The sequence below is a fragment of the Geobacillus sp. FSL K6-0789 genome, from assembly GCF_038593135.1.
In the GTDB taxonomy this organism is placed as follows: Bacteria; Bacillota; Bacilli; order Bacillales; family Anoxybacillaceae; genus Geobacillus; species Geobacillus stearothermophilus.
In genome coordinates this window covers 279,603-294,556 of record NZ_CP151966.1, presented here as the reverse complement: position 1 = coordinate 294,556, position 14,954 = coordinate 279,603, and the positions used below count along the sequence as shown (strand labels likewise).

General features: G+C 56.3%; 9 protein-coding genes, 3 rRNA genes and 1 riboswitch. Of the genes, 1 reads left to right on the top strand and 11 read right to left on the bottom strand.

The genetic code is table 11. The features are described 5' to 3' along the window. Positions 1-7: 7 nt before the first annotated feature. The 8 genes from purF to purE form a co-directional block, all read right to left on the bottom strand. On the bottom strand, positions 8-1,420 hold the full coding sequence (gene purF / locus NSQ51_RS01575; protein ID WP_049624732.1) for an amidophosphoribosyltransferase: 1,413 nt from the start codon (positions 1,418-1,420) through the stop codon (positions 8-10). Next, positions 1,396-3,624 carry a phosphoribosylformylglycinamidine synthase subunit PurL gene (purL, locus tag NSQ51_RS01570; RefSeq protein WP_049624733.1) on the bottom strand — a complete coding sequence of 743 codons (2,229 nt, stop codon included), beginning with the start codon at positions 3,622-3,624 and terminating at the stop codon, positions 1,396-1,398. The genes purF and purL overlap by 25 nt, the downstream gene beginning before the upstream one ends. Beyond that, the gene (gene purQ / locus NSQ51_RS01565; RefSeq protein ID WP_033016682.1) at positions 3,608-4,294 is read right to left on the bottom strand and encodes a phosphoribosylformylglycinamidine synthase subunit PurQ; all 687 of its coding nucleotides are present in this window, start codon (positions 4,292-4,294) and stop codon (positions 3,608-3,610) included. Before purQ ends, purL begins: the two co-directional genes overlap by 17 nt. After that, a complete protein-coding gene (purS, locus tag NSQ51_RS01560; protein ID WP_049624734.1) occupies positions 4,291-4,545 on the bottom strand; it encodes a phosphoribosylformylglycinamidine synthase subunit PurS in 255 nt (84 codons plus the stop codon). The genes purQ and purS overlap by 4 nt, the downstream gene beginning before the upstream one ends. After that, positions 4,533-5,261, bottom strand: a complete 729-nt coding sequence (gene purC / locus NSQ51_RS01555) for a phosphoribosylaminoimidazolesuccinocarboxamide synthase (protein WP_033009943.1) — start codon at positions 5,259-5,261, stop codon at positions 4,533-4,535. The genes purS and purC overlap by 13 nt, the downstream gene beginning before the upstream one ends. Positions 5,262-5,336: 75 nt before the next feature. Beyond that, positions 5,337-6,632, bottom strand: a complete 1,296-nt coding sequence (gene purB, locus NSQ51_RS01550; protein ID WP_049624735.1) for an adenylosuccinate lyase — start codon at positions 6,630-6,632, stop codon at positions 5,337-5,339. Further along, complete coding sequence (purK, locus tag NSQ51_RS01545) at positions 6,629-7,777, bottom strand: 5-(carboxyamino)imidazole ribonucleotide synthase (protein WP_011229767.1); 1,149 nt, start codon at positions 7,775-7,777, stop codon at positions 6,629-6,631. Before purK ends, purB begins: the two co-directional genes overlap by 4 nt. Continuing rightward, positions 7,770-8,258, bottom strand: a complete 489-nt coding sequence (gene purE, locus NSQ51_RS01540) for a 5-(carboxyamino)imidazole ribonucleotide mutase (protein ID WP_011229766.1) — start codon at positions 8,256-8,258, stop codon at positions 7,770-7,772. Before purE ends, purK begins: the two co-directional genes overlap by 8 nt. Before the next feature lie 112 nt (positions 8,259-8,370). Beyond that, a riboswitch (purine riboswitch) is annotated at positions 8,371-8,472 on the bottom strand. A gap of 147 nt (positions 8,473-8,619) precedes the next feature. On the opposite strand from purE, the gene NSQ51_RS01535 reads away from it, so the two are divergent. After that, positions 8,620-9,063 carry an Hsp20/alpha crystallin family protein gene (locus NSQ51_RS01535; protein WP_049624736.1) on the top strand — a complete coding sequence of 148 codons (444 nt, stop codon included), beginning with the start codon at positions 8,620-8,622 and terminating at the stop codon, positions 9,061-9,063. 240 nt (positions 9,064-9,303) lie between these two features. Here NSQ51_RS01535 and rrf read toward each other — a convergent pair. The 3 genes from rrf to NSQ51_RS01520 all read right to left on the bottom strand — a co-directional run bounded on the left by rrf (position 9,304) and on the right by NSQ51_RS01520 (position 14,692). Beyond that, positions 9,304-9,420, bottom strand: a 5S ribosomal RNA gene (gene rrf, locus NSQ51_RS01530). A gap of 272 nt (positions 9,421-9,692) precedes the next feature. Next, positions 9,693-12,620, bottom strand: a 23S ribosomal RNA gene (locus NSQ51_RS01525). A gap of 513 nt (positions 12,621-13,133) precedes the next feature. After that, a 16S ribosomal RNA gene (locus NSQ51_RS01520) occupies positions 13,134-14,692 on the bottom strand. The 16S, 23S and 5S rRNA genes sit together here, the layout of an rRNA operon. Positions 14,693-14,954: the final 262 nt, after the last annotated feature.

Genomic DNA, 14,954 nt, shown 5'->3' with positions numbered 1-14,954 from the left:
CGCGATGTTATTTCACCGTCAAGCACGGTCGGACAGCCCGGCCGATGCGGGTTGGGTATTGGCCAGTGAAACATGCCAAACATTGCCCGCGCTCTGGCGAGACGTCCGGGCGCCCGATCGCCTCAAGCATCCCTTCCTGGCTGAGAAACGCTAGTGAATCCGCACCGATCAAGCGGCGAATCTCTTCGACCGAATGTTTCGTCGCGATCAATTCTTCCCTTGATGACGTATCAATGCCGTAAAAACAAGGATGGGTGATCGGCGGGGCGCTGATGCGCACATGCACTTCCACGGCCCCCGCTTCACGGAGCATCGTGACGATGCGCCGGCTTGTCGTCCCGCGCACGATCGAATCGTCGACCATCACGACCCGCTTGCCGGCCACAACCCCGCGCACCGGTGACAGCTTCATTTTCACGCCTTGCTCACGAAGCGCTTGTGACGGCTGGATGAACGTCCGGCCGACGTAACGGTTTTTGATGAGCCCTAATTCATAGGGGATGCCGCTCGCTTCCGCATAGCCGATGGCGACCGAAATGCTCGAGTCCGGCACGCCGGTGACGATGTCGGCCTCTGCCGGCGCCTCAAGCGCCAGCCGTTTCCCTAAGTTTTTGCGGGCCGTATGGACGTTGATGCCGTCGACATGGCTGTCCGGGCGGGCGAAGTAAATGTATTCCATGCTGCAAATCGACCGCGGCTGCCTAGGAGCAAACCGTTCCGAATGCACCCCTTCATGACTGATGATGAGCAATTCCCCAGGCGCCACTTCCCGCTCGTATGTGGCGCCGATGACGTCGAACGCGCACGTTTCCGATGCCACGACATACGCCGAGCCGAGCCGGCCGAGCGACAGCGGCCGGAAGCCGTGCGGGTCAAGCGCCACATAGAGCGCTTCTTCCGTCAGCAGCAAAAACGCAAACGCCCCTTCGATCTGGCTTAGAGCCTCTTTCATTTGCCCGACAAACGTCGGCGCTTGGCTGCGGCGGATGAGATGGGCGAACACTTCCGTATCCGATGTCGTCTGAAAAATGCTTCCTTGTCCTTCAAGCGCGAGCTTCAACTCGATGGCGTTCGTCAAGTTGCCGTTATGGGCGAGCGCCATCGATCCGGTTTGCGAGCGGAACAAGAGCGGCTGCACGTTTTCATAGCCGCCCCCGCCCGCCGTCGAATAGCGGACATGACCGATGGCCGCCGCCCCTTTGAGTGCATCGAGCGTGCCGCTTTGAAACACGTCCGTCACCAGCCCCAGCCCTTTATGACCGGATAAGCCCCCGTTATGCGCCGCCACGATGCCGGCCCCTTCCTGCCCACGGTGTTGCAGGCTGTGAAGCCCGTAATATGTGAGCCGGGCGGCGTCTTCATGCCCCCAAATGCCGAAAATGCCGCACTCCTCGTTCAATCCTTTGATTTCAGCAAGCATGGAATAGCCCCTTTCCAGACGTTTCGCATCTCGTCAACCGAAAGGCGGATGACCGTTTCCCCCTGTTCCCCGTTCACTGTCAAGATGCCGTCGTCTGTCACTTCGCCGATTCGCTTCGCTTCCACGAGCTGTTCAAACGCTTCCTGATGTTCTTTTTTCACTGAAACAACAAAGCGCGATTGCGTTTCGCCGAACAGTTCACTGACGAGGTCGCCGCCGACCGTCACCTTGGCGCCAAGCCCTAAAGCCCCCATCAGGCACTCCGCCAACGCGACCGCCAACCCACCTTCCGCCACATCATGCGCCGACGCCACGACCCCAGCGCGGATCGCCGCCAGCAGCTGGCGCTGGCGTCTTGCCTCCACCTCTAAGTCAATCTCCGGTGCTTTTCCGAAAATGCGGCCTTCCAGCCATTTTTGCAGCTCGCTGCCGCCAAACTCCGGCTTCGCCTCGCCGATCACGTAAATGAGGTCGCCCACTTGCTTAAATAGCTGGGTGGTAATATGCGAAAGGTCCTCAATGAGCCCGACCATGCCGACGACCGGTGTCGGGTAGACGGCCACACCGTTCGTTTCATTGTACAGCGAGACGTTGCCGCTCACGACCGGCGTCCCGAGCGCCCGGCACGCCTCGCTCATCCCGTCGACCGCTTTTTCGAGCTGCCAGAAAATCTCCGGCTTTTCCGGGCTGCCAAAGTTAAGGCAGTCCGTAATCGCGAGCGGCTTCGCCCCCGAACAAACGACGTTGCGCGCCGCCTCGGCGACGGCGATTTTCCCGCCCACTTCCGGATCCAAGTACAAGTAGCGCGAATTGCAATCCGTGGTGAGCGCAAGCGCCTTATTCGTGCCGCGGATGCGCACGACGGCCGCGTCCGATCCTGGGGCGACGACCGTATTCGTCCGCACCATGTAGTCATATTGGTCGTACACCCATTCTTTGCTCGCAATCGTCGGTTGGGCGAGGAGCCCGAGCAATGTTTGGTTGTAGTCTTCGATGTGCGGAATATACGGCGGCATCGCTTGAAATTCGCGGTAGTAAACCGGCTCTTTCGACGGCTTATGGTAAACCGGCGCGTCTTTCGCCAGCGCGTCCACCGGAATTTCCGCCGCCACCTCGCCGCGGAACCAGAGACGAAGCATTTTGTCATCGGTCACTTTGCCGATTGCTTTGGCCTCTAGGCCGTATTTGGCAAAAATCGCAGCGATTTCGTCTTCCCGCCCTTGCTTGACGACAAGCAGCATCCGCTCCTGCGATTCAGACAGCATCATTTCATACGGCGTCATGCCGGTCTCGCGCTGCGGGACGAGATCCAAATTCATTTCAATGCCAAATCCGCCTTTGCTTGCCATTTCGGCGGATGAACTCGTGAGCCCTGCCGCCCCCATATCTTGAATGCCGACTAACGCATCCGACTTGACTGCTTCCAAACACGCCTCCAGCAGCAGTTTTTCCATAAACGGATCGCCGACTTGCACGGCCGGGCGCTTTGCTTCCGACTGTTCGCTCAACTCTTCCGATGCAAACGTCGCCCCGTGGATGCCGTCGCGGCCCGTTTTCGCCCCGACGTACATGACCGTGTTGCCGACTCCCGTCGCAATGCCGCGCTGAATATCCTCATGGCAGATGATCCCGACGCACATGGCGTTGACAAGCGGATTCCCTTCATACGACGGATCAAACTGCACTTCACCGCCGACCGTCGGGATGCCGACGCAGTTGCCGTACCCGGCAATGCCGGCGACGACCTGCTCGAACAAATATTTGACGCGCGGCGACGTCAGTTCGCCAAACCGAAGTGAATTGAGCAGCGCGATCGGCCGCGCCCCCATCGAAAAGACGTCGCGGATGATGCCGCCGACCCCGGTCGCCGCCCCTTGATACGGCTCGATCGCCGACGGGTGATTGTGGCTTTCGATTTTAAACACCACCGCCAACCCGTCGCCGATGTCGACGATCCCGGCGCCTTCGCCCGGCCCCTGCAGCACGTGCGGGCCGTCGGTCGGGAATTTTTTCAGCACCGGCTTCGAGTTTTTATAGCTGCAGTGCTCCGACCACATTACCGAAAAAATGCCGGTTTCCGTGTAGTTCGGCAGTCTTCCTAAAATCGCCTCAATGCGCGCAAATTCGTCATCCGTCAATCCCATCTCGCGGTACAATTGTTGTTCTTTGATCATCGCCGCGCTCGGCTCAAGCAGTAACGACATGCGTCTCCCTCCAATAGTTGACGATCGATCGAAATAGTTTCAGCCCGTCCGCGCTGCCGAGCAAGGCGTCGACCGCCCGCTCCGGATGCGGCATCATGCCAAGCACATTGCCCCGCTCATTGACGATGCCGGCAATATCCATGAGGCTGCCGTTCGGGTTTTCCCCATGGTAGCGGAACACGATTTGCTTGTTTTCCACTAAGCGCTCGAGCGTCTGTTCATCGCAATAATAATTCCCTTCACCATGGGCGATCGGAATCGTAATGACTTCCCCTTTTTCGTAGGCGGATGTAAACATCGTCCCATTGTTTTCCACCACAAGCTGCACCGGCCGGCAGATGAACTTCAACCCTTGATTGCGGCGCATCGCCCCAGGAAGCAAGCCGGCTTCAAGCAAAATTTGAAACCCGTTGCACACGCCAAGCACCGGTTTTCCGGCATCAGCCGCCTGTTTGACGGCAGCCATTACTTTCGAAAAGCGAGCGATCGCTCCGGAACGCAAGTAATCGCCGTACGAAAATCCGCCCGGAAGCAAAACGGCGTCAAACCGGTCCAAGTTGTCCTCATCATGCCAGACGTACTCGACTTCCTCGCCAAGCTCATCGGCGATCGCATGATACATGTCGACGTCGCAATTCGATCCCGGAAATACAACGACGGCAAACTTCATCGGGCGACGGCCTCCTCAATTTCATAGCGGTAATCTTCAATCACCGGATTGGCGAGCAGCTTTTCGCACATCTCGCGAACGATCTCGTTGATGTCGCGGCCGCTCTCTTCCATCACAAGCTCCATGAACTTCCCGATTCGTACATCTTTCACTTCCGTATATGACAAGCTGTGCAGCGCCCCTTTCACCGCGGTCCCTTGCGGATCCAAAACACTTTCGCGCAGCGTCACATATACTTTTACCTTGTACATGCCGATTCTCCCCCTAATCGTTGTAAAATGACTTCATACGCCTCCGTCAAGCTGCCGAGATCGCGGCGAAACACGTCTTTGTCGAGCTTCTCGTTCGTGTCAGCGTCCCACAGCCGGCACGTATCGGGCGAAATCTCGTCGGCTAAAACAATCGCCCCGTCCGCCGTGCGGCCGAACTCCAGCTTAAAATCAATTAATCTCACCTTTCGTTCCGCAAAATGGGCCCCCAGCACGTCGTTCACCTTGAGCGCTTCGCGTTTCAACTGGTCAATCTCCTCGCGGCTGGCAAGTTTTAAAATCGCAATATGGTCTTCCACGAGCAGCGGGTCGCCAAGATCATCGTTTTTGTAGTAAAACTCGACAAGCGGCGCCTCAAGCGGCGTTCCCTCCGCCAAGCCGATGCGTTTCGCTAAGCTGCCCGCTACAACATTGCGCACGACCACCTCAAGCGGAATGATCGTCACCTGTTGGACGAGCTGCTCGGTCGGCGACAGCTTTTCAAGAAAATGATTGGCGATGCCGGCTTCGCGCAGCTTCAAAAACAACAAGCTGGAAATCTCGTTATTGAGCCGCCCCTTGCCGGCGATCGTCGCCTTTTTCCCGCCGTTAAATGCGGTCGCGCTGTCTTTGTACTCGACCCAAAGCACGCCCGGCGCATCGGTCGCGTAAATCTTTTTCGCTTTTCCTTCGTACAGCAGCTGTTGTTTTGTCGGCATGATGAACGCCTCCGTTATCCAGAAGATTGAAAATTTTCCGCTCGGACAGCCGGCCCAAAGCCAGCCGTTTTCTGCTCAATCCAATCCTAAGCGGGCAAAAATCGTATCGACGTGTTTCAAATGATGGCGGTAGTCAAAGCAATCATCGAGTTCCTCTTTGGTGAGCCGGCTTGTAATCCGCTCATCCGCCTCAAGCAGCGAGCGGAACGGCACTTGTCGCTCCCACGCTTCCATCGCTTTCGGCTGCACCAAATCGTACGCTTCCTCGCGCGTCATCCCTTTGTCAATCAAAGCGAGCAACACGCGTTGCGAGTAAATGAGCCCGAACGTGCGCTCCATATTTTTCTTCATATTTTCCGGGTAGACCAACAAGTTTTTCACAATGTTCGCGAACCGATTCAGCATATAGTTCAACGCGATCGTCGCATCCGGCAAAATGATGCGCTCAGCCGACGAATGGGAAATGTCGCGCTCATGCCAAAGCGGCACATTTTCATACGCCGTCACCATATACCCGCGAATGACGCGCGCCATGCCGGTCATATTTTCCGAACCGATCGGATTGCGCTTATGCGGCATCGCTGATGAGCCTTTTTGTCCTTTGGCAAAAAACTCTTCGACTTCGCGGACTTCGCTTTTTTGCAAGCCGCGAATCTCGACGGCAAATTTTTCAATCGATGTCGCAATTAAGGCCAATGTCGCCATATAGTAAGCGTGGCGGTCGCGCTGCAGCGTCTGCGTCGAAATCGGCGCCGGCGTCAAGCCGAGTTTTTCACACACATACTGCTCCACAAACGGATCCACGTTGGCGTACGTGCCGACTGCGCCGGAAATTTTCCCGACTTCCACCATCTTGGCAGCTTGTTCAAACCGCTCCAAATTTCGCACCATCTCGGCATACCAAAGCGCCAGCTTCAGCCCGAACGTCGTCGGTTCGGCATGAACGCCGTGCGTGCGCCCCATCATGACCGTGTATTTATGTTCGCGCGCTTTCTCTTTCAGCACTTGAATGAAGTTTTCCAAATCACGCCGCAAAATCGCGTTCGCCTGCTTTAACAAGTAGCCGAGCGCCGTATCGACGACATCGGTCGACGTGAGACCATAATGCACCCATTTTCGTTCTTCCCCAAGCGTCTCAGAAACGGCGCGGGTGAAGGCGACGACATCGTGGCGCGTTTCTTCTTCGATTTCCTTAATGCGGTTGACGTCAAACGACGCGTTTTCACGCAGGCGGCGGACATCTTCTTTTGGGATGACGCCAAGCTCGGCCCACGCCTCGCACGCGAGCAGTTCCACCTCAAGCCATGCCTTAAAGCGGTTTTCCTCGGTCCAAATCGCTCCCATTTCCGGTCTTGTGTAACGTTCAATCATCCTCGTTCCAGCCTCCGATCATGCCAAATTTGCCACGATTCGATTCTCGCCAACGCCGCCTCGACATCGTCTGCCAGCACCGTCACATGCCCCATTTTCCGCTTCGGCTTCGCTTCGTGTTTGCCGTACAGATGGACGTAGGTCCCCCCGTCGAACGCACCGATATGCCGAATGACCGGCTCGACGTGCTCGCCTAAAATATTGACCATCACCGCCGGCTTCAACAATTCGGTCGATCCGAGCGGCCAGTTGCAGACGGCGCGGATGTGCTGGGCAAACTGCGACGTCGCGCATGCATTGATTGTATAATGTCCGGAGTTGTGCGGTCTAGGGGCCAGCTCATTAATATAAATATCCCCGTCCGCAGTCAAAAACATTTCCACCGCCAGCGTCCCAACGAGCGAAAACGATGCGGCCAACACTTCCGCGTAGCGAATGGCCCGCTCTTGCACGCTTTCCGGAATTCGAGCCGGAACGATCGTTTGATGCAAAATGTTCTCGATATGAATATTTTCCGCCACTGGAAAAACAGCCGTCTCACCATCGAGGTTGCGGGCGACAATGACCGACATTTCCTTCACAAACGGCACCCAGCCTTCCAAAATGCATGGGCCAAGCCCAAGCAAATCAGCCGCTTTGGCTAGATCGCCTTCGCCGCGCAGCACATATTGTCCTTTGCCGTCGTAGCCGCCGCGCCGCGTTTTCAAGACGCACGGGAAACCGATCGTCTGAACGGCCTGTTCAAGTTCCTCCGCTCCATTCACTTCGACATAGGGCGCCACCGGCAAGCTGGCATCAACGATCGCCGCTTTCTCCAGCGCCCGGTCTTGCGTCACCGCAAGCAGTCGGCTTCCTTGCGGGACATAGGCGTTTGCCTCCAGCCACTCAAGCGCTCGCGCATCGATATTTTCAAATTCGTACGTAATGACATCGCTCACGCGGGCCAGTTCAGCGATGGCGTCCAAATCATGATAAGGCGCCGTAATCTCCACATCGGCCACTTGCCCGCACGGGGAGTCAGGCGTTGGGTCGAGCACGGCGATGCGAAAACCCATCTCGCGCGCCGCCAAAGCCATCATCCGCCCGAGCTGCCCCCCGCCGATGATGCCGATCGTCTGCCCAGGAACGATCCGTTGCTTAGTCAAATTGATCACTGCTTTCTACGATTTGTTTGCGAATCGCTTCCCGCCGCGCTTTGAGCGCCTCCATATAGCGTGGCTCAAGCAGTCCAAGAATCGATGCGGCGAGCAGTCCGGCGTTGGTCGCCCCCGCCTTGCCGATCGCCACCGTCGCCACCGGCACCCCGCCTGGCATTTGCACAATCGACAATAACGAATCCAGTCCATTCAATGCTTTTGACTGCACGGGCACCCCAATCACCGGCAGCGTCGTTTTCGCCGCGATCATCCCCGGCAAGTGAGCCGCTCCGCCAGCGCCGGCAATGATCACGCGGATGCCGCGCTCCTCGGCTGTCTCCGCATACCGAAACATCTCATCCGGCGTCCGGTGCGCCGATACGACTTTTTTCTCAAACGGAACACCCAATTCCGCCAAAATAGCGCAAGCATGTTTCATCGTTTCCCAATCCGAATGGCTTCCCATGATCACCCCAACGAGCGGGCTCATACCGTTTCACTCCTTTTGCTAGCACAACAAAACCCAGAACATGCGTTCCCGTTCATAAACGAGGGAAAGTATCGTTCTGGGCTTTGACAGTTGCTGATCGAAAAAAAAAGCCAAAACCGATCCTTTCCCTCATAGTCCAATCATTTACGGTGATTGGGTAGAGACTTTTGGGCCATATTCCCAAAATTATATGAGGGACATTGCGATACACTATGAAGCTACTTTTATATTAACAAGTTTTGAAACAAAGTGTCAAGGCAAAATCGAACATTTAATATTTTTGAAAAGGAAATGTTCGTATTTTATCAATCACCAAACAGACGGGGCGGCATATGATGAAGGAGCAGAGGAGGGAAACGCCATGGCTGATCAAAACCCGTTCACACCGTTTTCCGATTGGACAAAGCATTGGGAGCAGTTTTTCCAAACCGATTTTTGGGGGAGCATTCAGCCGTTGCTGCCGTCGGCAAACAAATCATCATCCGGCATGAACCTATACAAGAAAGACAACGAACTGCTCATCGTCATTAGCCTTCCCGGACTGAAAAAAATCGAGGACGCGGAAGTGTATGTATCATACAAAACGCTGGAAGTGAAGGCGACAGTCAATCTCAACTTTAAAGGGTTTGAATTAGTAGAAGAAGGCATTTTCCAAGGCCGGTTTGAAAAAACCGTTCCACTGCCATTCCCGGTCAAAGAGGACCGCATTGAAGCGACATACCATCACGGCCTGCTCTTCATTCACTTGCATCGCCTCATTCCCGAAGAACCCAAAAAGAAAATTATGATTAAAAAAGGGGAATGATCGTCCCAATAGGCAGCAGACCGTCAACCGCCGCATATAAAAAAAGAGGGTGTCCCATGGCGTGCAGGACACCCTTTCGGGAGTTTCCGTTTCCTATCGCTTTTATGAAAAAGGGGGTCTAGGAAACGATGATCACGCTTTACATTTTGGGGGAGAGGATTAAAAATGGCGTCATTCAAAATGACTCATTTGAAATAGGCAAAAAAATGAGAGAACCAAACAGCTCCCTCATTTTTGCCTGCCTAGCAGCGACCTACTCTTGCAGGGGCGCTGGCCCCAACTACCATCGGCGCTGGAGGGCTTAACTTCCGTGTTCGGGATGGGAACGGGTGTTTCCCCTCCGCTATCACCACTAGGCAAGCGATTCAGTTTCGACATCATTTATTATACTTAAAAAATAAATGTTGTCAAGAAGGAAAGTCATTCCTTCAAAACTAGATAACCGTTTCGGGAAGAAGCCGGGACGCTTTCACTTTTCATTGTCTAGCTCCGGCTCGCCGCCGCTTTTCGCTGTCTAGTTCCGGCCGCCATCGGCTCGCGACGCTTCGGTCCTGCTGCGGCGGGCTAAGCCCGCTCGCAGGCCCTCCAGCGCGCCTCGCCGATAAGCAGGCGGCCTCCACTTTTCTTGTTAGGTTAAGCCCTCGATCGATTAGTATCCGTCAGCTCCACGTGTCGCCACGCTTCCACCTCGGACCTATCGACCTCGTCATCTTCGAGGGATCTTACCCGCCTGACGCGGTGGGAAATCTCATCTTGAGGGGGGCTTCACGCTTAGATGCTTTCAGCGCTTATCCCGTCCGCACATAGCTACCCAGCGGTGCCCCTGGCGGGACAACTGGTACACCAGCGGTGCGTCCATCCCGGTCCTCTCGTACTAAGGACAGCTCCTCTCAAATTTCCTGCGCCCGCGACGGATAGGGACCGAACTGTCTCACGACGTTCTGAACCCAGCTCGCGTACCGCTTTAATGGGCGAACAGCCCAACCCTTGGGACCGACTACAGCCCCAGGATGCGATGAGCCGACATCGAGGTGCCAAACCTCCCCGTCGATGTGGACTCTTGGGGGAGATCAGCCTGTTATCCCCGGGGTAGCTTTTATCCGTTGAGCGATGGCCCTTCCATGCGGAACCACCGGATCACTAAGCCCGACTTTCGTCCCTGCTCGACCTGTCCGTCTCGCAGTCAAGCTCCCTTGTGCCTTTGCACTCTCCGAATGATTTCCAACCATTCTGAGGGAACCTTTGGGCGCCTCCGTTACCTTTTGGGAGGCGACCGCCCCAGTCAAACTGCCCGCCTGACACTGTCTCCCACCCCGCTAAGGGGTGCGGGTTAGAATTTCAATATCGCCAGGGTGGTATCCCACCGCCGCCTCCACCGAAGCTGGCGCTCCGGCTTCCCAGGCTCCCACCTATCCTGTACAAGCGATACCAAAATTCCATATCAGGCTGCAGTAAAGCTCCACGGGGTCTTTCCGTCCTGTCGCGGGTAACCTGCATCTTCACAGGTAGTATAATTTCACCGGGTCTCTCGTTGAGACAGCGCCCAAGTCGTTACACCTTTCGTGCGGGTCGGAACTTACCCGACAAGGAATTTCGCTACCTTAGGACCGTTATAGTTACGGCCGCCGTTTACTGGGGCTTCGGTTCGCACCTTCGCTTCCGCTAAGCGCTCCCCTTAACCTTCCAGCACCGGGCAGGTGTCAGCCCCTATACGTCGCCTTTCGGCTTCGCAGAGACCTGTGTTTTTGATAAACAGTCGCTTGGGCCTTTTCACTGCGGCTCGTTCGGGCTCTTCACCCAAACGAGCACCCCTTCTCCCGAAGTTACGGGGTCATTTTGCCGAGTTCCTTAACGAGAGTTCTCCCGCGCGCCTTAGGATTCTCTCCTCGCCTACCTGTGTCGGTTTGCGGTACGGGCACCTCTTCCCTCGCTAGAGGCTTTTCTTGGCAGTGTGAAATCGGGGACTTCCGGATGACTCCGTCGCCATCACCGCTTGGCCTTACAATCCGCGGATTTGCCTACGGATCAGCCTTGCGGCTTGGACAGGCTCTTCCAGCCGCCTGCTCGCCCTATCCTCCTGCGTCCCCCCATCGCTCAAACGGGAAGGAGGTGGTACAGGAATCTCAACCTGTTGTCCATCACCTACGCCTTTCGGCCTCGGCTTAGGTCCCGACTAACCCTGAGCGGACGAACCTTCCTCAGGAACCCTTAGGCTTTCGGCGCAGAGGATTCTCACCTCTGTTTTCGCTACTCATACCGGCATTCTCACTTCTAAGCGCTCCACCAGTCCTTCCGGTCTGGCTTCAACGCCCTTAGAACGCTCCCCTACCGATGACCAACGGTCATCCCGCAGCTTCGGCGGCACGTTTAGCCCCGGTACATTTTCGGCGCAGAGTCACTCGACCAGTGAGCTATTACGCACTCTTTAAATGGTGGCTGCTTCTAAGCCAACATCCTGGTTGTCTTTGCAACTCCACATCCTTTTCCACTGAACGTGCACTTTGGGGCCTTAGCTGGCGATCTGGGCTGTTTCCCTCTCGACCACGGATCTTATCACTCGCAGTCTGACTCCCGGGCATAAGTCGTTGGCATTCGGAGTTTGACTGGGTTCGGTAACCCGATGAGGGCCCCTAGCCCAATCAGTGCTCTACCTCCAACACTCTCCATCCCGAGGCTAGCCCTAAAGCTATTTCGGGGAGAACCAGCTATCTCCAAGTTCGATTGGCATTTCACCCCTACCCACACCTCATCCCCGCACTTTTCAACGTGCGTGGGTTCGGGCCTCCAGCCGGTGTTACCCGGCCTTCACCCTGGACATGGGTAGATCACCTGGTTTCGGGTCGACGACGACGTACTTTTCGCCCTGTTCAGACTCGCTTTCGCTGCGGCTCCGCCTCTTCGGCTTAACCTCGCACGCCATCGTCACTCGCCGGTTCATTCTACAAAAGGCACGCCATCACGCATGAACGCGCTCTGACTACTTGTAGGCACACGGTTTCAGGTTCTCTTTCACTCCCCTTCCGGGGTGCTTTTCACCTTTCCCTCACGGTACTGGTGCACTATCGGTCACTAGGGAGTATTTAGCCTTGGGAGATGGTCCTCCCTGCTTCCGACGGGATTTCCCGTGTCCCGCCGTACTCAGGATCCGCTCGGGAGGGAACGAAGTTTCGACTACAGGGCTGTCACCTTCTCTGGCCGGCCGTTCCAGACCGGTTCGTCTACCCCGTTCCTTTCTCACTCCCACAATGAGCGGTCCTACAACCCCAAGAGGCACGCCTCTTGGTTTGGGCTGTTCCCGTTTCGCTCGCCGCTACTCAGGGAATCGCGTTTGCTTTCTTCTCCTCCGGGTACTAAGATGTTTCAGTTCCCCGGGTGTGCCCTCCATGCCCTATGGATTCAGGCATGGATACTGCCCCATTACGGACAGTGGGTTCCCCCATTCGGACATCTCCGGATCAACGCTTGCTTACAGCTCCCCGGAGCGTTTCGGCGTTTGCCCCGTCCTTCATCGGCTCCTAGTGCCAAGGCATCCACCGTGCGCCCTTTCTAGCTTAACCTACAGCGCTCTCGGCTTCTTCCTTATTGTCTAGCGTCGGCTCGCCGCCGCTCGGGGTCAAATAACCTTTGCCTTCCGGGTGCAAGCACCCTTGCAGGCGAAGAACATTTGCCCATCGCGGCGACCCGCGAGCCTCCGCTTTTCCGGTTATCTAGTTTTCAAGGAACGAAGTTGCTGCCTTGAACCTGCTTCTTCGCTGGTTTGCGTCGAGGAATTCGGCTTCTCCGAATCCGCTTGTAGACGCAGACGCAAACGAGACTACTTCATTGAATTCACTTCTCTGCAGTCTTGCGTCGAGGAATCCAGCTTCTCTGAATTCACTTGTAGACGCAAAGCGACTTCTTTGAACAAACTTCCTTGCGGCTTTGTGCCGAGGAATCTTGCTTCCCTGAACCTGCTAGCAGACGCAGGCACAGGCGCTTTTGAAGGAATTTCTCATTCCTTCAAAACTGAACGAAACGAAAGCGCTGTGTATCGACAGTTGGCCATTGCGGCCTCCGCTTTTCGTCCTTAGAAAGGAGGTGATCCAGCCGCACCTTCCGGTACGGCTACCTTGTTACGACTTCACCCCAATCACTTGCCCCACCTTCGGCGGCTGGCTCCCTTGCGGGTTACCTCACCGACTTCGGGTGTTGCAAGCTCTCGTGGTGTGACGGGCGGTGTGTACAAGGCCCGGGAACGTATTCACCGCGGCATGCTGATCCGCGATTACTAGCGATTCCGGCTTCATGCAGGCGAGTTGCAGCCTGCAATCCGAACTGAGAGCGGCTTTTTGGGATTCGCTCCCCCTCGCGGGTTCGCAGCCCTTTGTACCGCCCATTGTAGCACGTGTGTAGCCCAGGTCATAAGGGGCATGATGATTTGACGTCATCCCCACCTTCCTCCGACTTGTCGCCGGCAGTCCCTCTAGAGTGCCCAACCGAATGCTGGCAACTAGAGGCGAGGGTTGCGCTCGTTGCGGGACTTAACCCAACATCTCACGACACGAGCTGACGACAACCATGCACCACCTGTCACCCTGTCCCCCCGAAGGGGGAACGCCCAATCTCTTGGGTTGTCAGGGGATGTCAAGACCTGGTAAGGTTCTTCGCGTTGCTTCGAATTAAACCACATGCTCCACCGCTTGTGCGGGCCCCCGTCAATTCCTTTGAGTTTCAGCCTTGCGGCCGTACTCCCCAGGCGGAGTGCTTATCGCGTTAGCTGCAGCACTAAAGGGTGTGACCCCTCTAACACTTAGCACTCATCGTTTACGGCGTGGACTACCAGGGTATCTAATCCTGTTTGCTCCCCACGCTTTCGCGCCTCAGCGTCAGGTGCAGGCCAGAGAGCCGCCTTCGCCACTGGTGTTCCTCCACATCTCTACGCATTTCACCGCTACACGTGGAATTCCGCTCTCCTCTCCTGCCCTCAAGTCCCCCAGTTTCCAATGACCCTCCACGGTTGAGCCGTGGGCTTTCACATCAGACTTAAGAGACCGCCTGCGCGCGCTTTACGCCCAATAATTCCGGACAACGCTCGCCCCCTACGTATTACCGCGGCTGCTGGCACGTAGTTAGCCGGGGCTTTCTCGTGAGGTACCGTCACCGCGCCGCCCTCTTCGAACGGCGCTCCTTCGTCCCTCACAACAGAGCTTTACGACCCGAAGGCCTTCTTCGCTCACGCGGCGTCGCTCCGTCAGGCTTTCGCCCATTGCGGAAGATTCCCTACTGCTGCCTCCCGTAGGAGTCTGGGCCGTGTCTCAGTCCCAGTGTGGCCGGTCACCCTCTCAGGCCGGCTACGCATCGTCGCCTTGGTGAGCCGTTACCTCACCAACTAGCTAATGCGCCGCGGGCCCATCCGCAAGTGACAGCCCAAAGGCCGCCTTTCAACCGAAGACCATGCGGTCTTCGGTGTTATCCGGTATTAGCTCCGGTTTCCCGGAGTTATCCCGGTCTTGCGGGCAGGTTGCCCACGTGTTACTCACCCGTCCGCCGCTGACCGAATCAAGGCAAGCCCCAATCCGGTCCGCTCGACTTGCATGTATTAGGCACGCCGCCAGCGTTCGTCCTGAGCCAGGATCAAACTCTCCAAAGAAAGTTGATTGGCTTTTGCTTCGGCCCATGCGGACCTCCGCTTTTCGTATTGTCCAGCTTCGGTCCGCCGCCGCTCGGGGTCAAATAACCTTCGCCTTCCGGGTGCAAGCACCCTTGCAGGCGAAGAACATTTGCCCGTCGCGGTGACCCGCGGACCTCCGCTTTTCGTCGCGCTTCGTTTCGTTCAGTTTTCAAGGAACGATCAATCTCTTCATCGCCAGAAGAATTACTTCCTCAAAAGCGACTATTATAATGTATCATCT